Origin of the sequence: Mesorhizobium sanjuanii, from assembly GCF_002529485.1 — a bacterium.
In the GTDB taxonomy this organism is placed as follows: domain Bacteria; phylum Pseudomonadota; class Alphaproteobacteria; order Rhizobiales; family Rhizobiaceae; genus Mesorhizobium; species Mesorhizobium sanjuanii.
Genome location: NZ_NWQG01000030.1, coordinates 34,913 through 59,731 on the forward strand (window position 1 = coordinate 34,913; position 24,819 = coordinate 59,731).

At 60.3% G+C, this 24,819-nt stretch carries 23 protein-coding genes and 1 pseudogene; 16 read left to right on the forward strand and 8 right to left on the reverse strand.

Going from position 1 to position 24,819, the window contains the following annotated elements:
• Positions 1-25: 25 nt before the first annotated feature.
• Genes trbL through CN311_RS06100 form a run of 5 tightly spaced genes read left to right on the forward strand, consistent with a single transcriptional unit; the run spans position 26 to position 4,607 of the window.
• Positions 26-1,348, forward strand: a complete 1,323-nt coding sequence (trbL, locus tag CN311_RS06080) for a P-type conjugative transfer protein TrbL (protein ID WP_097572449.1) — start codon at positions 26-28, stop codon at positions 1,346-1,348.
• Entirely contained in the window at positions 1,349-2,074 is a 726-nt protein-coding gene (gene trbF / locus CN311_RS06085; protein WP_010914023.1) for a conjugal transfer protein TrbF, read from the forward strand.
• The gene (gene trbG, locus CN311_RS06090) at positions 2,071-3,099 is read left to right on the forward strand and encodes a P-type conjugative transfer protein TrbG (protein ID WP_097572450.1); all 1,029 of its coding nucleotides are present in this window, start codon (positions 2,071-2,073) and stop codon (positions 3,097-3,099) included. Before trbF ends, trbG begins: the two co-directional genes overlap by 4 nt.
• A gap of 11 nt (positions 3,100-3,110) precedes the next feature.
• Positions 3,111-4,325: a TraB/TrbI/VirB10 family type IV secretion system protein gene (locus CN311_RS06095; RefSeq protein ID WP_027033456.1), complete on the forward strand. Its 1,215-nt coding sequence runs from the start codon at positions 3,111-3,113 to the stop codon at positions 4,323-4,325.
• Positions 4,326-4,337: 12 nt separating this feature from the next.
• Positions 4,338-4,607 (forward strand): DUF2274 domain-containing protein, encoded by a 270-nt coding sequence (locus CN311_RS06100; RefSeq protein WP_010914026.1) that lies wholly within the window; start codon positions 4,338-4,340, stop codon positions 4,605-4,607.
• Between the two features lie 529 nt (positions 4,608-5,136).
• Here CN311_RS06100 and hemN read toward each other — a convergent pair.
• Positions 5,137-6,486 carry an oxygen-independent coproporphyrinogen III oxidase gene (gene hemN, locus CN311_RS06105; RefSeq protein WP_097572451.1) on the reverse strand — a complete coding sequence of 450 codons (1,350 nt, stop codon included), beginning with the start codon at positions 6,484-6,486 and terminating at the stop codon, positions 5,137-5,139.
• 157 nt (positions 6,487-6,643) lie between these two features.
• Between hemN and CN311_RS06110 the strand changes: the two genes are divergently transcribed.
• Positions 6,644-7,408 carry a Crp/Fnr family transcriptional regulator gene (locus tag CN311_RS06110; RefSeq protein WP_097572452.1) on the forward strand — a complete coding sequence of 255 codons (765 nt, stop codon included), beginning with the start codon at positions 6,644-6,646 and terminating at the stop codon, positions 7,406-7,408.
• Here the strand turns inward: CN311_RS06110 and CN311_RS06115 are convergent.
• The gene (locus tag CN311_RS06115) at positions 7,405-7,947 is read right to left on the reverse strand and encodes a hemerythrin domain-containing protein (protein ID WP_097572453.1); all 543 of its coding nucleotides are present in this window, start codon (positions 7,945-7,947) and stop codon (positions 7,405-7,407) included. The genes CN311_RS06110 and CN311_RS06115 overlap by 4 nt on opposite strands.
• 129 nt (positions 7,948-8,076) lie before the next feature.
• Between CN311_RS06115 and ccoN the strand changes: the two genes are divergently transcribed.
• The 8 genes from ccoN (at position 8,077) to ccoS (ending at position 16,145) form a co-directional block, all read left to right on the forward strand.
• Positions 8,077-9,687, forward strand: coding sequence for a cytochrome-c oxidase, cbb3-type subunit I (gene ccoN / locus CN311_RS06120; RefSeq protein ID WP_097572454.1), 1,611 nt, complete (start codon positions 8,077-8,079; stop codon positions 9,685-9,687).
• Between the two features lie 11 nt (positions 9,688-9,698).
• The gene (gene ccoO, locus CN311_RS06125; protein WP_027056289.1) at positions 9,699-10,430 is read left to right on the forward strand and encodes a cytochrome-c oxidase, cbb3-type subunit II; all 732 of its coding nucleotides are present in this window, start codon (positions 9,699-9,701) and stop codon (positions 10,428-10,430) included.
• Positions 10,431-10,440: 10 nt separating this feature from the next.
• Positions 10,441-10,590, forward strand: a complete 150-nt coding sequence (locus tag CN311_RS06130; protein WP_027033462.1) for a CcoQ/FixQ family Cbb3-type cytochrome c oxidase assembly chaperone — start codon at positions 10,441-10,443, stop codon at positions 10,588-10,590.
• Positions 10,591-10,592: 2 nt separating this feature from the next.
• Positions 10,593-11,456, forward strand: a complete 864-nt coding sequence (gene ccoP / locus CN311_RS06135; RefSeq protein ID WP_097572455.1) for a cytochrome-c oxidase, cbb3-type subunit III — start codon at positions 10,593-10,595, stop codon at positions 11,454-11,456.
• Between the two features lie 198 nt (positions 11,457-11,654).
• Positions 11,655-13,220, forward strand: coding sequence for a cytochrome c oxidase accessory protein CcoG (gene ccoG, locus CN311_RS06140; RefSeq protein ID WP_097572456.1), 1,566 nt, complete (start codon positions 11,655-11,657; stop codon positions 13,218-13,220).
• Positions 13,217-13,714, forward strand: coding sequence for a FixH family protein (locus CN311_RS06145; protein ID WP_006329246.1), 498 nt, complete (start codon positions 13,217-13,219; stop codon positions 13,712-13,714). The genes ccoG and CN311_RS06145 overlap by 4 nt, the downstream gene beginning before the upstream one ends.
• On the forward strand, positions 13,711-15,999 hold the full coding sequence (locus tag CN311_RS06150) for a cation-translocating P-type ATPase (RefSeq protein ID WP_097572457.1): 2,289 nt from the start codon (positions 13,711-13,713) through the stop codon (positions 15,997-15,999). The genes CN311_RS06145 and CN311_RS06150 overlap by 4 nt, the downstream gene beginning before the upstream one ends.
• A complete protein-coding gene (ccoS, locus tag CN311_RS06155; RefSeq protein WP_006329249.1) occupies positions 15,996-16,145 on the forward strand; it encodes a cbb3-type cytochrome oxidase assembly protein CcoS in 150 nt (49 codons plus the stop codon). Before CN311_RS06150 ends, ccoS begins: the two co-directional genes overlap by 4 nt.
• A 225-nt stretch (positions 16,146-16,370) precedes the next feature.
• Here the strand turns inward: ccoS and CN311_RS33315 are convergent.
• The 4 genes and pseudogenes from CN311_RS33315 to CN311_RS06170 all read right to left on the reverse strand — a co-directional run.
• A pseudogene (locus tag CN311_RS33315) lies at positions 16,371-16,880 on the reverse strand (tyrosine-type recombinase/integrase); the annotation flags it as partial.
• 10 nt (positions 16,881-16,890) lie between these two features.
• A complete protein-coding gene (locus CN311_RS06165; protein WP_097572458.1) occupies positions 16,891-18,078 on the reverse strand; it encodes a Fic family protein in 1,188 nt (395 codons plus the stop codon).
• A 995-nt stretch (positions 18,079-19,073) separates the two neighbouring features.
• Positions 19,074-19,235: a hypothetical protein gene (locus tag CN311_RS32490; protein WP_157385544.1), complete on the reverse strand. Its 162-nt coding sequence runs from the start codon at positions 19,233-19,235 to the stop codon at positions 19,074-19,076.
• Positions 19,236-19,388: 153 nt separating this feature from the next.
• Positions 19,389-20,291: a DUF4238 domain-containing protein gene (locus CN311_RS06170; protein WP_280954024.1), complete on the reverse strand. Its 903-nt coding sequence runs from the start codon at positions 20,289-20,291 to the stop codon at positions 19,389-19,391.
• A gap of 664 nt (positions 20,292-20,955) precedes the next feature.
• Between CN311_RS06170 and CN311_RS06175 the strand changes: the two genes are divergently transcribed.
• Together CN311_RS06175 and CN311_RS06180 are read left to right on the forward strand one after the other, a co-directional pair.
• Positions 20,956-21,471: a hypothetical protein gene (locus tag CN311_RS06175; protein ID WP_006329262.1), complete on the forward strand. Its 516-nt coding sequence runs from the start codon at positions 20,956-20,958 to the stop codon at positions 21,469-21,471.
• A 3-nt stretch (positions 21,472-21,474) separates the two neighbouring features.
• Positions 21,475-22,896, forward strand: coding sequence for a P-loop ATPase, Sll1717 family (locus tag CN311_RS06180; RefSeq protein WP_097572459.1), 1,422 nt, complete (start codon positions 21,475-21,477; stop codon positions 22,894-22,896).
• A gap of 210 nt (positions 22,897-23,106) precedes the next feature.
• Here CN311_RS06180 and CN311_RS06190 read toward each other — a convergent pair whose 3' ends face one another.
• Both CN311_RS06190 and CN311_RS06195 read right to left on the reverse strand, forming a co-directional pair.
• Positions 23,107-23,655, reverse strand: a complete 549-nt coding sequence (locus tag CN311_RS06190; RefSeq protein ID WP_097572460.1) for a 3'-5' exonuclease — start codon at positions 23,653-23,655, stop codon at positions 23,107-23,109.
• Positions 23,652-24,818, reverse strand: coding sequence for a hypothetical protein (locus tag CN311_RS06195; RefSeq protein WP_097572461.1), 1,167 nt, complete (start codon positions 24,816-24,818; stop codon positions 23,652-23,654). Before CN311_RS06195 ends, CN311_RS06190 begins: the two co-directional genes overlap by 4 nt.
• Between the last annotated feature and the right edge of the window lies 1 nt (position 24,819).

The following is a 24,819-nucleotide window of genomic DNA, read 5'->3' on the forward strand; positions in this document are numbered from 1 at the left end:
ATCTCTTGACGACGAGGAAGGCGGCATGAACGACCTTGGGGTCATTGATCGCTTCATGGAGACCTTCATCCGCTACATCGATAGCGGGTTCGGTCTGCTCTCGGGCGATGTCGCCTTCCTTACCACGACCCTGATCGGCATCGACGTCACACTTGCCGGCCTCGCCTGGGCATTCGGCGGCGAACCCAACACATTCGGCCGGCTCATCCGCAAAGTGCTCTATGTCGGCGTCTTTGCCTTCATCTTGAATAACTTCAAGAACCTCGCCGACATCATTTATCGGTCTTTTGCCGGTCTCGGCATCAATGCGTCATCCGGCAACCTATCTGCCGACAATCTCCTGCATCCGGGCCGCATTGCCGCAACCGGTTTCGAGGGCGCCTGGCCGCTTCTCGATCAGGCAAGCCAGCTTCTCGGCTTCCCAGAAATCTTCGGCAACGCGCTCACCATCTTCGTGCTGCTCGTGGCCTGGTTCCTGGTCATCATCGCCTTCTTCATCCTCTCCATCCAACTCTTCATCACCATCCTCGAATTCAAACTCACCACTCTGGCCGGATTCATTCTTGTGCCCTTCGCGCTTTGGAACCGGTCAGCGTTTCTCGCCGAGCGCGTGCTCGGCAATGTCATCTCGTCGGGCATCAAGGTGATGGTGTTGGCCGTCATCATCGGCATCGGCTCCACGCTCTTTGGCGAGTTCGCTTCCGCGCTGCAAGGCAAGGAGCCGGATCTGGCCGCCGCCATGTCACAGGTCCTGGGCGCCTTGGCGCTCCTTGGTCTCGGAATTTTCGGACCTGGGATAGCCTCCGGTCTTGTCTCGGGCGCGCCGCAGCTTGGCGCGGGCGCCGCACTTGGAACCACGGCAGCCGCAGCCGGTGCATCGCTCGTTGCCGCAGGGGCAGCATTTGCCGGCGCGCGCATGGCAACCGGCAGCGGTCTCACCGCACTCCGTGCCGGCACGACCATGGGGTCAGCGGCTTCTACGGCCTGGCAGATCGGGCGCGCAACATCGCCCGAGTCCGGCCTGCCCGGTGTAGCTGCTGGAATGCATGGTGTGACAAGCGCCGCCGGCGGCGCCGCAATGCGGGCGGCACGATCTGCCGCAGGAGGCTTCGGGCGCAGCGTTGATGCGGGGCGCGAAGCTGCCTGGACCGCGACCGGTGGTGCGCCGACCGCATCCATGACCGGAAGCCCTACTGGTCCGGTCGCTGATGCCGCGCCCGGCTGGGCCAGGCGCCTGCGTTCCGAACAGACAGCCCGTGCCCACCGTCACGCCGCCATGCAGGCCGTCCGTGAAGGCGACAGGCCGGGAGGCAGCGCCAATCCCTCTCTCAACGACAAGGACGACTAAATGCTATTCAAGCGACCCATTCAACGTTACGGCAAGACGCCCGAGCCGGTCACGCCGTATCAGAAGGCCGCGCAGCTCTGGGACGAGCGCATAGGCTCATCTCGAGTGCAGGCCCGCAACTGGCGGTTCATGGCTCTTGGCTGTCTGACCTTGGCGGCCGGACTTTCCGGCGGACTCGTGTGGCAGTCGATGCAGAGCCGCGTCGTGCCTTACGTCGTCGAGGTCGACGGCTTCGGCGAGGCACGCGCCGTTGCGCCGGCAATCCGGGACTACGAGCCCTCCGATGCCCAGATCGCGTGGCATCTCGGCCGCTTCATTCAGAATGTCCGTTCCGTTTCCACCGATCCGGTGCTGGTGCGGCAGAACTGGCTTTCGGCCTATGACTTCGCCACCGACCGCGCGGCGCTCTTTCTCAACGAGTACGCCAAGGCGAACGATCCTTTCGGCCAGATCGGCACACGCAGCGTGTCGGTGCAAGTGACCAGCGTGGTCAGGGCTTCCGACAGCTCGTTCCAGGTCAAATGGGCCGAGCAGGTTTTTGAGCGCGGCAGCCTTGCCAGCACGACGCGCTGGACCGCGATCCTCACCATCGTGATCCGCCCGCCAAGCAATACTGACCAACTGCGCAACAACCCGCTCGGCGTCTTCATCAATGCGATCGACTGGTCGCGCGAGCTCGACAGTGCTGCGCCGACGTCCGTTTCCCCAAAAGGAGTCCACCAATGAAGAATAGAATGTCGTCGGTCCGTGCCGTGCTGATCCTGTCGGCGTCTACAGCAGTCCTCTCCGCCTGCGCGTCGAAGCCGGTACCGCCGCCTGAGATTTACTATGATGCTGCCGATTTCAAACCAGCCGCAATCGAGAAGCCGTCGGAGAAGCCGGTCAAGATAGTCGAAGTGCCAAAGCCGCTGCCGTTGCCAGGTCAGCTACAGCCCGATCCGGGCAGGGTGGCCGATGACAAGCGCTCTCCTGAAGAACGGGTCTCCGATGCCAATAAAGCAGCGACGCAGCAACCCACCAGGTATGGGTACGTGAATGCGGTTCAGGTCTATCCATTCGCCGATGGCGCACTCTATCAGCTCTATGCCGCGCCGGAGCGCGTCACCGATATCGCACTCCAGCCGGGCGAGAAGCTAACAGCCGTGTCGGCCGGCGACACGGTGCGTTGGGTGATCGGCGATACCGTCAGCGGCACCGGTGACAATCAGCGCACCCATGTGCTGGTAAAACCCTTCGCGCCGGGACTTAACACAAATCTGGTGATCACCACGGAACGACGCACCTACCATTTGCAGCTTCAAAGCACCGAGAAGACCTCAATGGCGGCGATCTCCTGGACCTATAGCGAGGACCAGATCATCGCGCTACGCCAGCGCAACGTCCAAGCCGAGGCTGCCACGCCGGTGGCGTCAAATGTGGCGCTCGAGAATATCCGCTTTCGGTATTCAATCACCGGCGACACACCACCCTGGAGGCCGACGCGCGCTTTCGACGATGGCAGCAAGGTCTATATCGAATTCCCCCGTCGCATTGATCAGGGTGAAGCGCCTCCTCTCTTCATCGTCGGTGCCGATGGGGACAGCCAGCTCGTCAATTATCGCATGCGCGGCAACTACTACATCGTCGATCGCCTCTTTGGCGCTGCAGAACTGCGTCTAGGCAGCAAGCAGCAGCAGGTGGTGCGCATCACCAGGACTGACGGCCGGCAACCGCCGCGGCGGATTCCGCTCTTTGCGCGGCCCAGCAGGTGAGGGGAGCGCTCATGACCGATACTTCCCGATCCGATGCGCCGCCGAAACTCGATCCCGAGCAGCTGCAATTGCGAGCCTCGCCCCGCCGCGCTGTCCGATTCAGGCGCGGTGTGATCGTCGCCATCGCTGCAGTCGGATCCGGTGCCATTCTGGGCGTCACGATGATGGCGCTTCAAGGACCGGCATGGCGTATCAAGCACCAGGCAGAGGACCGCTATAACACCGAGCGCAAGCCACCCGCCGAGGGACTAGAAGCGCTTCCCAAGGACTATTCCGGGATCATGCCGAAGGCCCCTGTGCTCGGACCGCCACTGCCCGGCGACCTCGGTCGCCCCATCCTTGAACGCCAACGTCAGCTCGGCATCGCGCCAGGGCAGGATATCTCCGCCGAGGAGCAGCGCCTTGCCCAGCAAGCAATTGAGGCGCGCGAGTCGCAAGTCTTGTTCCGGATCGACAATCGACCCAGACAGACAGATGTCGCCGGCGGCGGGCCGAGTGCGCAGCAGCCGTCTGAGGCGCTTCCGCAATCCGGAGCGACGCGCGCGTCAGCTTCCGTTGCCCCAGCCGAGGGTGACCAGAACAACCAACAGCGCAAGCTCGATTTTGTCAGTCAGCGAAACACAAGCGGGATCTACAATCCGCATGCGCTGCAGACGCCGGCCTCGCCCTACCAACTGATGGCCGGCAGCGTGATCGCGGCCAGTCTCGTCACCGGCATAAATTCCGACTTGCCTGGCCTTGTCGTCGCGCAGGTCACCGAGAATGTGCACGACACAGTCACCGGCAGCATTGTGCTCATTCCGCAAGGCTCACGCCTCATCGGCACTTATGACAGCGTCGTGGCTTTTGGGCAGAGGCGCGCATTGCTGGTCTGGCAGCGAATAATCCTGCCGGACGGTTCCTCGATCGAAATCGACAATCTGCCAGCGACGGATACTGCCGGCTATGCTGGGCTTGAAGACAAGGTCGATTTTCACACCTGGCAGCTGATCAAGGGAGTTGCTCTAGCGACGCTACTGGGCGTTGGTACCGAGTTGAGCTTTGGGGAAAACGAAAGCGACCTAGTTAAGGCGATCCGGGAATCCACTCAGCAAAACATCAGTCAAGCCGGCCAGCGCATCACCGAAAAGAACCTGAATATTCAACCCACCATTATCGTCCGCCCCGGTTGGCCCCTACGCGTGATTGTACACAAGGATCTTGTGCTGCGCCCATACCCGACTTGAACAGGAGTAATCATGGCAGATCTGAAACTTGGAAAGCTTCCAGACCGGACACCTTCGAAGATGACCATCACCGTTAGCGCGGACCTGAACCAAGCACTCAAGGACTATGCGGCGCTTTACCGCCAGACCTATGGCGAGTCTGAAACGGTAGCGGAACTCATACCTTTCATGCTGGCAGGGTTTCTGGAAGGTGACAGAGCGTTTGCCAAGGCCAGAAAGGAAAGCTTGCCCGCCGGCATGTCAGAGAAATCGCGACGCGTGTCAGGTTCAGATTCCGAGTAATCGAAGCATAAAGTTAGTCAATTGGCGCAGCCGCCCGGGTGCCTAATTTCCCGGCGGTCGCGGCCTACCGATCCGTCATGTAAGGCCTATGCGCGAACTTCGAGCAGCTGGAGGTCAAGTAAGTGCCTGGGCGGCCCGGAAACCGCGAACAGGCGCAGGGCGTGCTAGGCGCACTGATGCATGGTTTCAGACACGTGGGAACGCCGTGCGGTTGTTACTCAGAATGAGCTCATCTCAAAGGGGCATTCAAGAGCCGCAGCGCTGAGTAGCGGAAGCCGCAATGGGGTGCGTCGCTGACATTCAGTGAAGACTGGGCCGAACAATCCAACCTGCTTGGGCGGATACGAAGTGGAGCCCTGCCTGCAGGGTTCCGGCGGGTCCCAGCCCTCTGCCATGCGACCCCCTTTGGGAAATACCCGCGTCGTCACAGCATCGTAAACATATGCACTATCGAATTGTTAGCTGCTGGTTTCGGCGATTTTGAGGAGGTTCGCGATCGACTGAAGACGGTGACGTTCGTCTGTGGCACTCAGACTGCCACTGAGTGCCTGGCCGTTCCACTTTCGAAATATTTGTCGAACTTCGCTGCAATGCTCCTTACAAAGGGACGACTTTCCGCCGATACGACGTAACTGTCACCTTGGAGTTCAAGCGGTCGAGCAGGGTCGCCAATGGCGATGGAGCTTGCTTGGAAAAGAAGCTTTTGTCCGGCTTCCCCGAAGCGTTCCACCAGATCGGCTGCTGAAAAGCCGAAATCGCACATCAAGCGCTCGATGATCCAGCCGCGAACACGGTCATCTTCGGAAAACGCGATGCCGCGGACCGTGGCCAGATGTCCCCCCTCGACCATGCGTCCATATTCGGCTGTCGACGGCATGTTCTGCGAATAGCCCTGTCGAAACCGGCTGATCGATGACGGCCCGAGCCCGATCAGTGTTTCGCAGCGATCCTCGGTGTAGCCCTGGAAATTGCGGCGGATTGTTCCCGCGCGAGCCGAGACTGCAAGCGCATCATCCGGCTTGGCGAAATGGTCTATTCCAATCGCCTCGTATCCGGCGCCCATGATCAGACGGGCGGCAATTTGCCACTGAGCGAACCGTTCGGCCGGACCCGGCAACCATGCCTCGTCGATCATAGTCTGATGCTTCTTGAACCAGGGCACATGCGCGTAGCCGAACAGCGCCATCCGGTCCGGCTCCAGAGTCAGCGCCTGCGCCACGGTGGAACAGACGCTCTCCCTGGTCTGATGCGGCAGGCCGTAAAGCAAATCGAGGTTCACGGACCCTACGCCGCGAGAGCGAATGCCGTCGACAACCGCCTTGGTCTGCAAAAAGCTCTGCTCGCGGTTGATCGCCTTCTGCACCTTCGGATCGAAATCCTGAACGCCGAGGCTCGCCCGCGCCATGCCGATCTCGGCAAGTGTATCAAGGCGGGCTTCGTCCATGTCGTTGGGTTCGATTTCGACGCTGATCTTCGCATCGGCAAGAAAATCGAAGCTATCCCGCAGGACAGTTCCCAAGGCTATCATATCCTCGGGCTTCAGCATGGTCGGCGAGCCGCCGCCGAAATGCACGGCGCGGACATGGGCCTTGCCGCCGACAAGACCGGCGACAGTCGCGATCTCCGCGTGAAGCGAGCGGAGATACGAAGCCACCGGCTCGTAGCGGCGGGTCTGCTTTGTATGGCACGCACAGAACCAGCACAGCCGGTCGCAATAAGGGATGTGCAGGTACAGCGAGACCTCGTCACCGCTTTCGAGCGCCTTCAACCAGCTTCGATAGACATCAGCGTCGACGCCAGGATGGAAATGCGGCGCGGTCGGGTAACTGGTATAACGCGGGACGTTCTCGCCAAGCCTGGCAGCTAATTCCGGTCTCATTTGGTGGTCCGCCGTTTTTGCCTCGCCGGAAGTCTGGACGCGTCGAAGAGCCAATGCCCTGATTTCGGTCAGCCTCCAGCACGGACAAACTGCCGCAAGGATTTCTCTGCCATCGCTTGCTATCCTGTCGAAACTTGGGATCGGTAGCGCGAGCGTAATGACAGTACGGCAAGACATTCACAGTTCCGGCATTCCCGTTCTTTGCCTGTCTTGCGCAGCACGACATCGCGGCGTCTGCGCTGCGCTCGATCCAAACCATTTGGTTGGGCTCGCCAAAACTTCGTCGCGGCACAAGCTCGAGCCGGGGGTCGAACTGATCGCCGACGCCGAGGCCGTCGACAGCTATTCAAACTTGCTTTCAGGCGTTGTGAAGCTGACGAAGTGCCTTTCGGACGGCCGCCAGCAGATTGTCGGTCTTCGGTTCGCACCGGATTTTCTGGGACGGCCCTTCAAGGTGAAAAGCACGATCAATGTGGAAGCGGCAACCTCCGTCTCGCTGTGCTCGTTTCCGAAGGCGGCCGTTGAACGGATAATGAAGGAATCACCGGGACTCGAGCATCGCCTGCTCAAGCAGACGCTGGACGAACTCGACGAGGCACTTGAATGGATGGTGACTCTCGGGCGCAAGACCGCACCGGAGAAGGTGGCGAGCTTTCTCCTCATGATCGCCCGGAATATGGATTCCAGTATCGACCCGGCGGCTGGGTCGGCATGCTTCGATCTGCCGCTGACACGTGCCGACATCTCTGATTTCCTTGGACTGACGAACGAGACCGTGAGCCGCCAGCTTACGCGATTGCGGGCTGACGGCGCGATCCGGATCGAGAACAAACGCCATGTAACGGTCGACAGCATGAGCCGGCTGGAGCAGCGCTGCGGCGGCCGAGGCGCGCGGCAACCGGCCTTTGTGAATGAGACCTAAGCGTCGGGGCCTTCGTCGCTTATTACGATCCGCGGCAGGACATGCTCGCGTTCGAAAGCGATGTGTCGCCGCAAGCCTTCGAAGAAGCCGCGTAGCATGAATCCGACAGCTTCCGCGCTCTCTATCGGATCACCATGACCGATCGCTAGGAGCGTTTCGGCCACCTCGCCAGCGAAGCATTGATCCTCAAGGTGCTCGATGCGCAACCGGCTGGTAGAGGCAAGTTTGGCCTCGGCCGGGGTCAAGTGCGCCTCATACGCAGGGAAAATCACCCTCTCCTCAAACCCATGAATGTCACGGAGCAGCGGAACGATCTTCTTGGCCGTTCCAAGACATTTGAGGCGGTCGACGTTCGGCAGTGCATCGGCAATGCTTTCCAGCGAGAAGCAGAGTTCCAGCTTTTCCCGATGGGCAAGCTTCATGACCTCGCCCGGATGAATCGCCTCTGTGCCGGTCTGGCGCGAGAAAGCCGCACTTGTCCATGAGCGGGTTGGCCCGTGCTGCGTTTCCTTGTTCAAATCGCCACCTTCTGATTGCACCGAACTCGATGCTGCCCGAAGCAAAATCGTGCGGCTCTGACATGGATCAGGGCGAGCAGGCGGCAACTACGGAATTAATGCACCGCGGATTTGGCGTCCGCGCATTGGAATCCTGGTCGGGGACATGTCATGAAATTCGGCACGGAGATCGTCGTTCTAAGCCTGTTTGCTTTTGCGGCCCTGGTGGCTGCCGGCTTCGGCGTAGAAGGACCTTTTCGCCAGCATATGGGGGTTTTGTTCTTCGCCGTGGCTGGCTTTACCGCGATCCTGCTGCGCAACACAGATTTCAAGCCGGCGGCTCCGATCGACACCTCCGCCTACATGGATGGCCCGATCCGCTACGGAGCCATTGCAACGGTATTCTGGGGCGTCGTCGGCATGCTCGTCGGTGTGATCATTGCCCTGCAGCTGGCATACCCTCACCTCAACATCCAACCCTGGTTCAATTTCGGCCGGCTGCGGCCGCTGCACACATCCGGCGTCGTCTTCGCCTTCGGCGGCAACGCTTTGCTTTGCACGTCTCTCTATGTCGTGCAGCGCACGTGCCGCGCCCGGCTGTTTGGCGGCAAACTGGCCTGGTTTGTGTTCTGGGGTTACCAGCTGTTCATCGTCATGGCCGCGACCGGCTACCTGCTCGGCATCACCGAAGCCCGCGAATACGCCGAACCCGAATGGTATGTGGATCTCTGGCTGACCATCGTCTGGGTCGCCTATCTCATCCTGTTCCTCGGCACGATCCTGAAGCGCAAGGAACCGCATATCTACGTCGCCAACTGGTTCTACCTGTCCTTCATCGTGACAATCGCGATGCTGCATGTGGTCAACAATCTGTCGATGCCGGCGTCGTTCCTGGGCTCGAAGAGCTACTCCGCCTTCTCCGGCGTCCAGGACGCCTTGACGCAATGGTGGTATGGCCACAACGCCGTCGGTTTCTTCCTCACCGCCGGGTTCCTCGGCATGATGTATTATTTCGTGCCCAAGCAGGCGAACCGGCCGGTCTATTCCTACCGCCTGTCGATCGTCCACTTCTGGGCGATCATCTTTCTCTACATCTGGGCCGGCCCGCACCACCTGCATTACACCGCCTTACCCGACTGGGCGCAGACGCTCGGCATGGCGTTCTCGATCATGCTGTGGATGCCGTCATGGGGCGGTATGATCAATGGCCTGATGACGCTGTCCGGCGCCTGGGACAAGCTGCGCACCGATCCGATCATCCGCATGATGGTGATGGCAGTCGCCTTCTACGGCATGTCGACCTTCGAAGGTCCGATTATGTCGATCAAGACGGTCAATTCGCTGTCGCACTACACGGACTGGACCATCGGCCATGTCCATTCCGGCGCGCTCGGCTGGGTCGGCATGATCTCGTTCGGCGCGATCTACTACATGGTGCCGAAACTGTGGAACCGTGAACGTCTCTATTCGCTGCGGCTCGTCACCTGGCACTTCTGGCTGGCGACCCTCGGGATCGTCGTCTACGCCGCGGTGATGTGGGTTTCCGGCATCATGCAGGGCTTGATGTGGCGCGAATACGACGAGCAGGGTTTCCTCGTCTACTCCTTCGCCGAAACCGTCGCCGCCATGCATCCCTTCTACGTCATGCGCGCCATCGGCGGTGCGATGTACCTCACCGGCGCCCTGCTCATGGCCTGGAACGTGACCATGACCATTCTTGGCCACCAGCGCGAAGAGCAACCAATGCCAGGTTCCGAGCCCGCCCTCCGGCCTGCCGAATAGGGAGCCAGACAATGGGCTTGATGGACAAACACGCGATCATCGAGAAGAACGCCACGCTTCTTCTCGTTGGCTCTCTTCTTGTCGTGACCGTCGGCGGCATCGTCGAGATTGCGCCGCTCTTCTATCTCGACAACACGATCGAGAAAGTCGAAGGCATGCGGCCCTACTCGCCACTGGAACTCGCCGGACGCAACATCTATGTGCGCGAGGGCTGCTACCTCTGCCACAGCCAGATGATCAGGCCTTTCCGTGACGAGGTCGAGCGCTACGGCCACTACAGCCTGGCCGCCGAGTCGATGTACGATCATCCCTTCCAATGGGGATCGAAGCGCACCGGGCCCGATCTCGCCCGGGTCGGTGACCGCTATTCGAACGCATGGCACGTCGCACATCTTTCCGATCCACGTTCCGTGGTGCCGGAATCGATCATGCCGAGCTATGCGTTCCTGAAGGACGCTCCGATCGAGGTGAAGGACTTCTCGACGCATCTGGTTGCGAACGCGCGTGTTGGCGTCCCGTACTCCGATGACATGATCGCGCACGCCAATGCCGATCTGATGGCCCAGGCCGACCCGAATGCCGATGCCTCCGGCGTCGAGAAACGCTATCCGAAAGCCAAAGTCGGTGATCTGGACGGCAATCCGCAGCAGGTGACCGAGATGGATGCGCTGGTCGCCTATCTCCAGATGCTCGGCACGCTGGTCGATTTCAAGACCTATGACGATGCAGCCGGCTACCGCTGAGGGGGACGCAATGAGCTATAATTTGATGCGGGAATTCGCGGACAGCTGGGGTCTGCTTGCCATGGCGCTCTTCTTCGTCGGCTGCATTGCCTTTGCCTTGCGTCCCGGCGGCAAAACACAGGCCGATCAAGCCGCCCAGATTCCACTCAAGGACGACTGATCATGAGCAGCGAGCATATCGATGAAGTCTCGGGCATCTCAACGACCGGTCATGAATGGGACGGGATAAGGGAACTCAACAACCCATTGCCCCGATGGTGGGTGATAACCTTCTACATCACCGTCGCTTGGGCGGTGGCTTATACAATTGCGTATCCGGCTTGGCCGATGCTGTCTTCCGCGACCAAGGGTGTGCTTGGCTATTCCAGCCGCAACGCTGTCAAGATTGAGCTGGCGGCTGCCGAAGCCGCCAAGGGCAAATATGTCGCGGCCATCCAGCAGAAGACCGTATCCGAGATTGCAGCCGACGACGCGCTGCGTGAATTCGCGGTAGCGGCCGGCGGAGCTACCTTCAAGGTCAATTGCGTGCAATGCCACGGCTCGGGCGCTCAGGGTTCCAAGGGCTTTCCCAACCTCAACGACGACGATTGGCTATGGGGCGGCACGACCGAGCAGATCCAGCAAACGATCGCGCACGGCATCCGTTTCGCATCCGACCCGGATACTCGGCAGTCGGAAATGCCCCCCTTCGGTGACATCATCACGCCCGAACAGATCGCACAGGTCGGCGCCTATGTCGCCAGCCTCTCGGGCAAGGTCCAGGATGCAAGTCTTATCGAGCCCGGCGCCAAGGTATTCGCGGAAAACTGCGTCGCCTGTCATGGCGATAATGCGAAAGGCACCAAAGAGCTTGGCGCGCCCAATCTGACCGATGCGATCTGGCTCTACGCACCCGGCGAGACAGCCATCGCCGTCCAAGTCCGCGCGCCGAAGCACGGTGTCATGCCGGCCTGGATCGGGCGTCTCGGCGAGACCAAGGTTAAGGAACTTGCGGTTTATGTCCATTCGCTTGGCGGCGGAGAATAGGAACGGAAGCCTATTCTCGGCCCTCCCCGCCAAGCGACGGGGCCCGGCACGAGTCGGGCCCCGACACCATTCCGGCATGCGGCGATTGACCTGCAGCAAGGCGGCGCGGCCCACACGGCGAAGCGGGCTCACTGCAGACCGGACGTCTGTCGAAGCAGACCGTCGCACAACGATGTCATAGGCCGCGCGCGAGTGGAGATGCACGTGCTGGATAAAACGCAGATGGAGCGGCTCGAGGCAAAAGCGGTCAACTCCGCCAAGACACGACAGCCGCTCTATGCTCCGCGCAAGAAAATCTTCCCTAAACGCGCCTCGGGCAGCTTTCGCCGCTTCAAATGGCTGGTGATGGCGATCACGCTGGGCATCTATTATCTGATGCCCTGGTTGCGCTGGGATCGAGGTCCGTTTGCTCCTGATCAGGCCGTGCTGATCGATCTTGCCAACCGCCGTTTCTACGTCTTCTTCATCGAGATATGGCCGCAGGAATTCTACTATGTCGCCGGCCTTCTGATGATGGCCGGCATCGGCCTCTTCCTGATCACGTCCACCGTCGGCCGCGCCTGGTGCGGCTATACCTGCCCGCAGACGGTATGGGTCGATCTTTTCCTAGTCGTGGAGCGGGCGATCGAAGGTGATCGCAACGCTCGCATGAAGCTCAACGCCGGCCGCTGGACCCCGCGCAAGCTGATGCTGCGCGTATCGAAGCACGCCATCTGGCTGGTCATAGCGGCAGCTACCGGCGGCGCCTGGATCCTCTATTTCGCCGATGCGCCGACGCTGATCGGCGACGTATTCAACGGCACCGCCGCTTCGGTCGCCTACGTCACCATCGCGGTGCTGACGGCGACCACCTACACGTTCGGCGGGCTGATGCGCGAGCAAGTCTGCACCTACATGTGCCCGTGGCCGCGCATCCAGGCTGCCATGCTCGACGAGAATTCGCTCACTGTGACCTACAATGACTGGCGTGGCGAACCTCGTTCGCGGCACGCCAAGAAGGTCCAGGCTGCGGGGCAGCCGGTCGGTGACTGCGTCGACTGCAATGCCTGTGTCGCAGTCTGCCCGATGGGGATCGACATTCGCGACGGCCAGCAACTCGAATGCATCACTTGCGCGCTGTGCCTTGATGCCTGCGACGGCGTCATGAACAAGCTCGGCAAGGAGCGCGGGCTGATCTCCTATGCGACGCTGTCCGACTACAACGCCAACATGGCGGTGGCGACCGCAGGCGGCTCCGGTCCCGTGAACCCTTCACTCGTCAGAACGGCCGACAGCACATTCTCCGCCAGGTTGGCGCATTTCCATATTCGCAAGATCTTCCGGCCGAGGACCTTCTTCTACATGGGCGCGTGGACGGCGGTCGGGCTTGCCTTGATCTCTTCGCTGCTGACGCGCGACCGACTCGAGATCAACGTCCTGCACGACCGCAATCCGCAATTCGTGACCCTGTCCGACGGCTCGATCCGCAACGGTTACACCGTCAAGCTGCTTAACATGATCCCCGAGCCAAGGACGATCGTCGTCACGATGCAGGGCTTGCAGGGAGCCGAAATGAGCGTCGTCGGCAGTGATCTGCCGGCAGCTCGCTTCTTCGCCATCGCGGTCGAACCCGACCGGCTGAACATGCTGAAGGTCTTCGTGCGCCAGCCGGTCGATCAGATCCGCGGCATAGCGCAGACCTTCAAGTTCCGCGTCGAGGACAGAGCGAGCTTCGAATCGGACGAATACACCGCCACCTTCAACGCACCGGAGATCGCCAGATGAGCACCAATACGCAAAAGACGCGTGAGTTCACCGGCAGGCACATGCTGCTCACCATTCTCGGCTTTTTCGGCGTGATCATCGCGGTCAATCTCACGATGGCGACACTCGCCAGCACGAGCTGGACCGGCCTTGTCGTCGAGAACACCTATGTGGCCAGCCAGCAATTCAACCGAAAGGCCGAGGAAGGGCGCGCGCAGGCGGCACTCGGCTGGACCGGCAAACTGACGATCGCTCGGGGTGAGGTCCGCTACAGCTTGAGCGATACCACCGGCAAGCCGGTCCCGTTGCATGGCGTCAAGATACTGTTTCGTCATCCCGCCTACGAGGCTGGGGACAAGGCCGTCACTCTCGCCCTCGTCTCGGACCAGGAATTTGCCGCGCAGCACTTGCCAAGGGATGGCGTCTGGATCGTCGAAGTCGACGCCGATGCCGGTCTGACAGAGCCCTATCGCGACGTTCGCCGGATCATGATTTCGCAAGGAGCGCTGCAATGAGCTGTTGTGCACCCAGCGCGGAACTGGCGCTGGATCTGACCAGTACCACATCGGTCCTGCCGTCTAGCCAGGAGATCAGGTTGGCGAGCCGATCGCTTGGCGACAATCTTTGGCAGACCGACCTTTCAGTGCCGACGGTTCACTGCGCGGCGTGCATCCAGGCCATCGAGACGGCTCTCGGAAGGCTCGATCGCGTCGAAGGCGCTCGTGTCAACCTGTCGACGAAACGGGTCGCGATCCGGTGGCGTGGGGACTCTGTGCCTCCGTTTGTCGCCGCGCTGGGACGGCTGGGCTTTCAGGCGCACCTGTTCGAAGCCGACGCTGATAAGAAGGACAAGACGCTTGCCGAGCTGATCCGCGCGGTCGCGGTCGCCGGGTTCGCGGCGGGCAACATCATGCTGCTTTCGGTCTCTGTCTGGTCCGGCGCCGAAGGCGCGACCCGTGACCTGTTCCACTGGGTCTCGGCGCTGATCGCCATCCCGGCGCTTGCCTTCGCCGGCGGCATCTTCTTCCGCTCGGCCTGGAATGCGCTGCGCCACGGCCGCATGAACATGGACGTTCCCATCGCGGTCGGAGTCTCGCTCGCCTACGCCATGAGCCTCTATGAGACGATCAATCATGGCGATCACGCCTATTTCGACGCGTCCGTATCCCTGCTGTTCTTCCTGTTGATCGGCCGCACCCTGGATCACGTCATGCGCGAACGGGCACGGACCGCAGTCAAAGGTCTGTCCCGGCTGGCGGCGCGTGGCGCCATGGTGCTGCGCGGCGATGGCGCGCGCGACTACCTGCCGGTTGGCGAGATCGAACCGGGCATGCACCTTCTGGTCGTCGCCGGCGAAAGGATCCCTGTCGACGGCCGGATCATTCGGGGCGCGTCGGATCTCGACCGCTCGCTGGTTTCCGGCGAGAGCACACCAAAAACCGTGGCGTCCGGGGAACAGGTTCAGGCCGGCACGCTCAATCTTACCGGCCCGCTGACCATCGAGGCGACCGCTGCGGCAAAGGACTCCTTCCTGGCGGAAATGGTCCGGCTGATGGAAGCCGCCGAAGGTGGTCGTGCGCACTATCGGCGTATCGCCGACCGTGTCTCGGCGCTCTATGCGCCGGTGGTCCATCTCACCGCCTTCGTGACGTTCCTTGGCTGGATGGCGGCAACCGGTGACTGGCACCGGGCAGTGACGATCGCGATCGCCGTTCTCATCATCACATGCCCGTGCGCGCTCGGTCTGGCCGTGCCGATCGTGCAAGTGGTCGCGGCGCGCCGCTTGTTCGAAGCCGGCGTGATGGTCAAGGACGGATCGGCCATTGAGCGCCTGGCAGCGATCGACATCGCGGTGTTCGACAAGACCGGCACTCTCACGCTCGGCCAGCCCAGGCTGGTCAACGCGTCGTCCATCGATCCTGCGATGCTGGCGATCGCGGCCGACATAGCCGCGCACTCGCGTCATCCATTCTCAAAGGCCATAGCCCAATTCGCGGGTTTTGCCGGACAGCCGAAGCTTGACGACGTCAGCGAGCACCCGGGTCTCGGCATCGAAGCCACGGCCGCCGGTAACATCTGGCGTCTTGGCCGGCGCGGCTGGGCCGGATGGAAAGCGCGGACCGGTGGCGAAGGCAGATATGGTGGCTTTGGCGGGACTGTGCTTTCGAAAAATGGGAGGATCGTCGCATCCTTCACGTTCGAGGACGCGACGCGCTCCGATGCCAGAGCGGCGGTCGGGCAATTGAAAGATGCCGGCGTGTCGGTCGAGATGCTGTCAGGCGATATCGCCAGTGCCTGTGGCGTAGTTGCCCGGACGTTGGATATCGAGAAGTTCGTGCCGGCGCTGCTTCCCTCCGGCAAGGTCGAGCGGATCGAAGCGCTAGCCAGAGCGGGCCATAAGGTCCTTATGGTGGGCGACGGGCTCAACGACACGCCGGCCCTCGGGGCCGCGCACATCTCGATCGCTCCCGCGACCGCCGCCGATATTGGCCGCAACGCGGCCGATTTCGTGTTCCTGCGTGAAAGCCTTTCGGCCGTACCCCTTGCGCTGGACGTCTCGCGGAAGGCAGGGCGGCTGATCCGCCAGAACATAGCCATCGCGATCATCTACAACGCTGTTGCCGTGCCGATCGCCATCTTCGGCAACGTCACGCCGTTGATCGCCGCGGTCGCGATGTCCGCCTCATCGCTGCTGGTGATCGGAAACGGGCTGCGGCTGCAGGGCTTTAGGCTCGCCGAGCTGACGAGGGCTTCTTCGGCAACGCATTCCGGCATTCACCCGCCAGCGCGGTCATCATGACGATACTCGTCTACCTCATGCCAGTCGCCCTATTTCTTGGCGCACTGGGGCTGACTGGCTTTCTGTGGGCGTTGAAGAGTGGCCAATATGAGGATCTTGACGGAGCCGCTGAGCGCATCCTCCGGGACGACAAGCCGGAACGCTGAGCCAGACCGCTGTTCCTGACGCTGTGCTGACGCCGGCCGTCAGCCGACTCGGAATAACGATTGAAGCTTCACAACCAGTTAAGCCGCTTGACGTAGATTTGTGAAAAGCCCCTGTCCCTCGAAGGACTGCGTCGCCGGTTCCGCCCCAACATAGACGCGGCCAATGTCATAACGCACGCAAAGCTGACGTTCATGTTCACGATAGGTGCGGACACGGGGTTGCAGTTACACTTGTTTGGGTTTAACTGCAGGTTTCGTGCACCCAATTTCGTCCAGATAATCGGCCCGCCAACTGCATCATACTGACGCGCTTTTCCCAGTGCTCCGCCCTGGCGTAAGCGCGCCGAACGCCGTTCCTTTCAATATGGGCCAGCTGTCTCTCTTGCGTCTGGATGCCACTTGCCGCATTCATTCAACGAGTTGATGCCGTTGCTCGGGAACCGTGAGACGTTGCTTCTTTCTTGCTGTAACCCATGCGACGCAGGGCGGCGTTAAGTGTATTGTCGGAATCGGACGAGAACCCGATCGCGCACTTGGAAACAGCAGCGCCTCGCCGCCGGAAATGTCTCTGAGATCGGTCAGGATTTTGATGGCCTGCCTCGAAAGTGCAACTCGGTACGGCCGCCGCATTTTCATGCGTGCTTCCGGGATGGTCCACACCGAACATTTGAAGTCTAACTCTTCCTATCCGGCGGCTCGCAACTCGCCGGGGGGGGGGGGAAACAGTAGGCGCAGTTATGCGACGCTAAGTTTCCGGAAATAGCTTAGGAAACAGTTCGTCCAACGTGTCGACCGGGAAGCGTAGCGATACCGGTCCTTTCGGGGTATCGGACGCAAGCAGGCCAAGCTCGAGCACCTCGGTAAACACGCGGCGGGCCGTACGTTCCGGCAAGCCAGCGATACGTGAGGCCTCACCGCGATCGAACTCGCCGCGCAGAAGCGCCTCCTCGAGCAGCCGGAAAGCTTCGGGCTTCAGGTCGTAGCGTTGAACGAACCGCTGCAGGCGCCGGGCTAGTTGGTTCAAATCGAACAGGCTCGACATGAAACTGACCTGGTCGATGCATACGCGTAGAAACCATAAGGTAAAATCCGCCAGCGCCCGCATAGAAAGATTGCCGCGGCCGTCGCGATCGCCTTGGCGTGGCATGTCGGCGTGATCCATCATGCGTTTATAGTCGCCGCGGCTTTCCAGACCCCGCGCCAGGCCTCGGGAAATCGACCACAGCCCGTGCGCGGCGATTCCTGCCTCATGGGCCATGGCGTGACTCATCAAGCGGCTGACGCGTCCATTGCCGTCTGGGAAGGGATGAATGTAATTGAACCGATGATGCGCGGCCGGAATCGCCAATATCCTAGCCGCTTTGCCCGTACGTTGGAAGCGGTACCGGCTAGCGAAATGCTCCATGAACGTTTCGACGCGATCGCTTGACGGCGGCTGGTGGCGGCCGACAGTGACATCATGTTCGGGCTGTGATCGCCACCGACCCGGAACCATCAAGAATTCTCTGTCTGCGCCGCGAATGCGCAACATCGCCTCATCGGCGTCACGGTAGAATTCCGCATGCAGCCAGCGCAAAAAATCAAGCGAAGCCGGTTCTGGGAGCTGACCCTCCGCTGCCAGGCGATCGATTTCCCCCTGCAGTCGAACATGGGCCGCGGCTTCCACCTGCAGGTTGCGTCGTTCCTGGTCTTTGTCGAATTCGCCGGCGAGGGCGCGTTCGATGTCGCGGGGGCGCGTGTTGTGGCCCTCGATCAGGTTGCTGTAATAGGTGTTCATGATGCGCACGAGACCCGCCAGGTTCGCGGCCGTGCGCGGATGCAGCTTGGCGCCGAGAACCGCCGAGCTTGCTGACAGCTCAGCCAGCGCGTCGGAGATAGGCTCCGCAACGTCTTCCAGGCGCGCCGGCTCGATGCGCTGTACGGTCTCTTCCATGATTGGCCGATGTTAGATCGCGCTAAGTACGTATATGTCAACAGAAATTTTAGCTGAGCGCCCATAACTGGCCGATCATTTGGCCGATGTTAGCCGCTACCTCAGCTTCGCCGAGACGGTTGATCGACGACGCCAATGCCGATGCCGATGATGGCCGATATTCGCTATGCTTAGCACATTGATAGTATGTACAAATTTGCGATCGGTACGTCGATTTGGCCGATCGCTTGGCCGAACTTCGCCGGTCGCGCTGACTAGGGATATACGACCAGGAAAATACAGGCGACTCCAAATGATTCTCCAGAGACTGCGGAAGCACGCGACGCTGCGACCAGGCTGCGCGAGGACTCGAACGAGGCAGCCCAATATCTGCTGAGCTCTGCGAGAGCGTGTGGAAGCCCGATGCGGGGGCCAGGTTCTCACGTTTGCGTTCGAGTGCGATCCATTCGCTCTCAAATCGCGACTGGCGTCTTTGACGCTGGATTTGAATCCACAATAGATACGTGCCGACAATACACCTGTAAGCAACGTCTGCCAGTCATAGAGCGCGCCGATGAACGGATTGTGGAATTTCGGTAGCGACTCCGCGCAGCGCTCGAACAGGCTCTGGGCAAGCGCGTTTTCGCAAATAATGTTCGGCAGATTCACGCTATATAACCTCTGTCTTCTGCTCACGTGATGCAGGTAGGCAGCGTGGGCAGTTCAGTCAACAATTCTGCGAGGCGTCAGACATGCGGCGGCTCGCCGGCAATATATTCACCGGACGTTGGATGCCGGCAGTTGTAGCTCCGTTGCGTCGGACCACCAGGCTTGATCTCCGGTCTCTGCCTCCAGCACCTGAGCAAAGCGCGATCGGCGGGATCGCAGAAACACGCGATAGCCTTCGGCAATCTCCGCAGGCAATCGGGGCGCGTTGCCACAATATCTCGAGCAGGCCGAAGCACACGTCTTCGTCGCGGGCGGCACTCTCTCCCCAATAGGCCGAATGGGCGGCGTCAACCGGACGCATCTCCATCAGCGTGCCATCGAGGTTCGGAATCCAGAGGTGCCAGGATCGGTTCTCCCAAAAGCGGCATTATGTTGATGACCCGACCATTCAAGGTTTCGATGTTGAAATGTCGCAGCTTTTTCAACTCGGAGAGCTTCGCTTTCTCCATCAGGGGTTCTCGCGTGAGAGACAAAACCGCGTGATTGTTACGGGCATGGTTGGGTGGAAAACCATCTGTCGCCTTTCGGTGATGCCGCGAATGGTCGCAAGCCTCCGGCAGTCCAAAACACCGCGCAAACGGAAGGCTCTTCCATCAATCGGGTCATTCGAGGATCGGGTCCGCGTGGCTCGATGTAGCAGCCATCCTGGCCTCACGGCGCGCTGCCTTTTCAGGCGTGTCGATGTATTGAGATAACCTCGGCCGGAGACCGAAAACATTCCGGCAGATGATATGCACCTCTTTCCCAAGTCGCTGCACTCTAGTGGTGATGGTCGGCACGAGCGCGCCATGGGCGCGGATCAGGTCGTCACTAGAGCGATCCTGGCCGATGGTCATGCGATAGGAAAACTGCGCGATCGTGCGATTGAGTTGCCGCACCTTGTGGCTGTCGGAGATATCGCGATGGCGTGAGATCATGTTCACCGGCCCGCGCTTGCTGGAACCGCGCACAAGCATGTGCGCCGAAACCGGGAAGATCAGCTCGACCTCGCCGGAATGCTCGTAAGGCGTACGCGCATGGAACGCCTGACGCGGATCGTAGCTGCAGACCGGATTGTCCGATGTGAGGAAAGGCGTGCTTGTCCTGTTGTGGAGCACCTCGAAGCCGAGGCGGAAACAGAGGTCGCCGAAATCCTTGAACTCACCTTTCATTGCCAGCAGCGTTTCATGTGGGTTGACGCCTATCGGCACGGTGTCGAACTGGCCCGCATAGCGCTCGAGCGGCGGAGGAAGGACGCCGAGTTCTTCGCCGATCTTGTGCTCGCAGCGAATTTTGGCCTCGATCATCAGCGCGTGCCGATCGCGCGTCGCCGGAACACGCGCGCGCAAGATCGTTTGCATGCCGAGCACGTTGAAGGAGATGGCGGCCGACAGGCGGCGTGCCGCGAGCGCCCGCACCGTTTCCGGCCATCCGGTCTCGATGGTGTTCCACAGATCCTCGAAACAATGGTTTTCCTGACCACCCCCGGGGCAGCTTCTGGGAATAGTAGTCTCGCTCGAAACCAATGGCCCGTGGATTCATTGGCGGCAGCGGTTCTTCGGGCGCCTCGCAAAGATAGGCCAGCACTCGGCCCCGGTCATCCGCGAAGCCGTTCATATAGACGGCCGAGATAAAGTGATGTCGGCGGTTGGTCCGGTTGGCATTGCTCCCCACGGGATTGATCATGCTGAACGGCCGCACATCATCATCTACGGGCACGTTGCCCCATGCGCCGAAGTATCTGGGAGCCCTCGCCATTTGCGCTTGCGTGCTCCTTTTGTCCTTAATTCTTACGCACCAGACAATATCTGATCTGATTCTTATGAACGCGACCGCAGAATCTTCTTGGCATTGCTCATATCTGACTGAAGTATCGAGCAAATTGCAGGCCTGCAGCACGGCGGCGCAGCCTATCTGGAGCGTCGGCTTTGCGCCTGAAGTCGGACGTTAGGATCGGCCCTGACATTTCCTGTTAGCCGACATCCCAGGCTACCTGCCAGCGGTCGCATTTGCGCCGGGGCAGACAGCCTGCGCGTGCGAGGAACTGATGGGCACAGCCGTCACGTCAGTGGGCCTGTCACCATGCCTCCGCCAGATATCGTTAGAGCATCGCGTGGCTCGCCTCTAGCAGCGCGTGAATAACTGTGCGCATATTTAATTGTACAAGACCAACGGTCGCGGGGGAAGACAATGTCACTAGAGGACCGTCTATTTGCGATAACGCTTGAGGCTATCGGCGGGCAATTCACCAGCTTCTCGGAATTAGCACAAAAGGTGCACGATGCCGGCCCTGCAGAATTCTCCTACAATAGGCTCGAAGAGCGGCATGTCATGCAGCCCGCTTCGATCGTGCCCTATGTCTCACTACTTCACCTCTTGGGCATCCTTAAGACTGCAGCCGGCGACATGATCGAGTGCATCCTCGACGAGGATCCGACACAGGAGGGGTTCGTAGCGGTAGTGGACCGCAAATCAATTGATGTTCTAACCGTGGCCGGCTTCACGCGCGATGCCTATGTCAAGGTGGTCAGGCGCCTACTGCGGCAGGCCAACGTCGTTCTGCCCACTCTGCGTGAGATCTACCAAGGGCTTCCGTTGAAGGTCAGCGAGGCACAGTTCATCCAATTGTGCGCCCTAGGAGGCGTGCGAAATCATTTCGGGTTCGCTCTCGTAACGCGCCGTGTCATGCTACCGAGCCAGGTATAGAAAATGACACGTGAACTATTTGTCGAATACCTGAAGCGCACCGACGCCCGTTCCGATACGGACCTTGCACGCTATACGGTTCAAACTAGACCGCTTGCGACCCTCGCCTCTTCCGAGGCCAAACCCTTCGTGGGCATCGGGCTCAAGGGGGTCGGCAAGACGGCCAGCTTCCTCACTTTACAGGCAATGCCAGGGGCGGACGTCATCCAGGCCATCAACGCCGAAACCCAGGAACCACAAGACCTGACTGCATCCCGGCCAACGCTGCAGTACCTGCCGGAGATCCGGTCCGAATTAGCCTTGCAGGCTTTAATTGCGCTCGCCTCAGAGATCGATAAGACGCCCGCTCTCAGCAAAAAGATTCCGCAGGACCTACAGCAGCGACTTCATGTCCTACTTGCCGACCTGCAAGGCAAGGCGAAGGAAGCATTCGCCAACCTTGGCGGGTTCTCCGTTCTTGGCTTCGGAATCAGCTTCCGCAACAAGAACAAAACCGCTTCCGACTTCAAGCTGCTAGGTCGCGAAAAGGCAGACGAGGCGCTCAAGCTGCTTAAAGAGATCTGCGCACTAGTTTCGATCAGGATAGTGGTCGACGATCCTGAAGCCATTTTCGCGACCGACGACCGCCTCAACGAAAACCTGATTGCTGCGCTCATCATCGCAGCCCAAGAGTTGCAGGCCCACATAAAGAAGAACTTCAAATGCGTGGTGTTGGTCAAACCCAACATCATGCGCGCCCTGCGCCGAGTGGATGAGTTCGTGAACTTGGAGCTGGACTCACTGGTGAGGCTTAGCTGGAGCGACGAAGAACTGCGAAACGTTATCCTCCGGCGCGCCGAGGCTGCTAAGGTCGACTTGGCCCAAGTATTCGGCGCCACGCCCGAGCCGGCGCTAAAGCAATTGCTGCAGGACAGCCGGTCCGGCCCTCGCGACGTCCTACGCCGATTGAGCATTCAACTCGACGCATACCCCAATCTTTCGGTGACGCCGGAAAACCTAGAGCTGACGATCGAGCGCTACAGTGGCGCGTGCTTCGACCAGATCTTCGGCGCCTATGAGCGCCAGTATCCCGGGCTGGCTCGAATCTCGCTCATTCTGTTCGAGGGCAAGGCTCCCGATATTCGGCGAGCAGCGATTGCCGAACGCCTGGACCAAATGATCGCCGGCAGCCCCGAGGTCCTTGCCGCGAAGGACCAACCTTGGGCGCGCGACGCGACACTTCTGACAGACCTTCTGGTGCAGTTCGGCCTGGTTGCAGTCAATAGGGGTGGGGACCGGGTGCTGCCCTATCATACCACCTATGTCGATGAGGCTGAGAAACCCGATGCGATCTATTCCGTGTTGCCGGGACTGAGAGGGCGTCTTCGCAGGACCTCAATGCCAGCCTCGACAAAGAAAAAACAGGGTACGACCAAGCGGAAATAGATGTGGTCGACCCAATGTCGCTTGGGTTTCAATTCAGACCTTGGCTAGGTCTTTGATCCCAAGACTTTGATGGTGCGTCAATATCGCACGAATCAAAGGAGGCACTACGGGCCACGTTTTTCATGGGAGCGCCACGACGACAGAGGCAGTACGTCGAGCGATGCAGCATAGTCAAGAGAGCCTGAGGGCGCTCGCGAAGGATTTCCGGAATCAAGGCTGCGTAAGGCTGAGCACATGCCGAAATAGTCGTGCCTGATACCGAGCGTCGCCAAGCGCATTGTGTCTTTGTTCGGGCGCCTGCTTTGCAACTGGAAACATGCTCGACCTAGTTTCGCGCCAGGCGCAACCGGTCGCTCCCATGTAGAGCGCCTTCACATCCAGTGCTCCGATACCGAACGGGTTGGCGCCGAGGAAATGATGGAAATAGTAGTTCACGAAAGACCAATCAAAGGGAGCGTTGAAACCAACGAACACGGGACGTCCTTCGGAACCTGTGATTTCGGATATCCAAGTCGAGAATTGCGCCATCGCCTGCTCCGGCTCAACGCCGTCCCGTCGCAATATTTCCAGGTCGAAGCCGGTTACCTTCAAGGCATCCGGGTCGAAACGATCATTGATAGGCTTCAGCTCTCGGTAGAACCCAACCCCCTCGACGTCGTCCGCCCGGCACGCGCCGATCGAGAGCATGCTGAAATCGGGGGGTATCGGACCTGCGGCCTCGATATCGACCGATATGAAGATCTCTTGCTTTTCGGTCATGAGATCAGAGGCTCCGTATCGACGATGGGCGGGCGCGATTCCACCGACCGCCAGTGCTCTAGCAATGCGCGTCGGCGCTCGTCGGCGCTCCCTGACGTCTTCCAATGATACCCGGAGAAGGTTGTGATGTCGAAAGGAAGCTGACTCCCCGCCATGGCGGTAACGATGGTGGGCAGAGTTCGCCCGAGCGCGTAGCCGAGTTCGAGGAAGCAATTGGGGCGAGACCCCGTGATGTCGGCGATTACGACTTGGCTGCGATGGAGCTTGCCGAAAATGTCAGCATCGACCCGCGAGTGCTCTACCGCCTGCCTGCCGTCGACGACGACAAGCCTGAAGCCAAGTTCGTCCTCGAACACGGGCTTTACGACAACGTCGAAGAAATCCTGCACGGCAGCGTAATCAACGTGCTCAGGATTCAGCAGCCGCACCGCAAAGGCACGCGGACGCTCGAGGGCCTCAAGCAGGTCCACGAAGTCAGCCACCATGCCGGCAACGTCTTTTGAAGGGGTGAAGTTAATACGGTTAATCCATCCGTGGGGATCCATGATCCCGGTCGTGCGGAAGAGATGCTTGGTGTTGTGACGGCCCAGGCCGAACGAAAACACTTTCCGAGCTCCAGTGGATTCTGCTGAAATGGGCAGGTTCACCGGGACGATATGCTTGCCGACGTCATGGTAGAGGTTGGTAAGGAACAAAACTCCCTCAGTTCCGCCGACGGGAATAAGGATATCGCCCCAGTGCGCCTGGGCTTCCATGCGCTTGCTCGCCATGTTCCAGAACGACGCGTTGTCTACCTTGACAAGATCCGAGCTACGCAGCCTCTCCCAGAGAGGTCGGTACTTTTCCGGTATCTGGTTTTCAGTCTTGTGATGCTGGACGGCGACGACCATGTGCCCCGACACGCCAGCAGGCCGTGAGAGGATGTTGGCCTGGATTGTCTCCCAGATCAGCCAGTCAAAACAGATCGGCTGGCCGTCAACGTCCCGCACTGGTTGTGCATCGACCGGAACGACGAAGTTGGCGCCCCGCTTGATTAGTTCCTTGACGAGGCCCGCAACGAAGGCCTGTGCATGCTCGACATCTGCGCCCGAGGCGACCTCGAGCTCCTTTGCGATGCTGCCCGAGATATGGATACGCCGACCGAAGAGATTAGACCGGGCCATC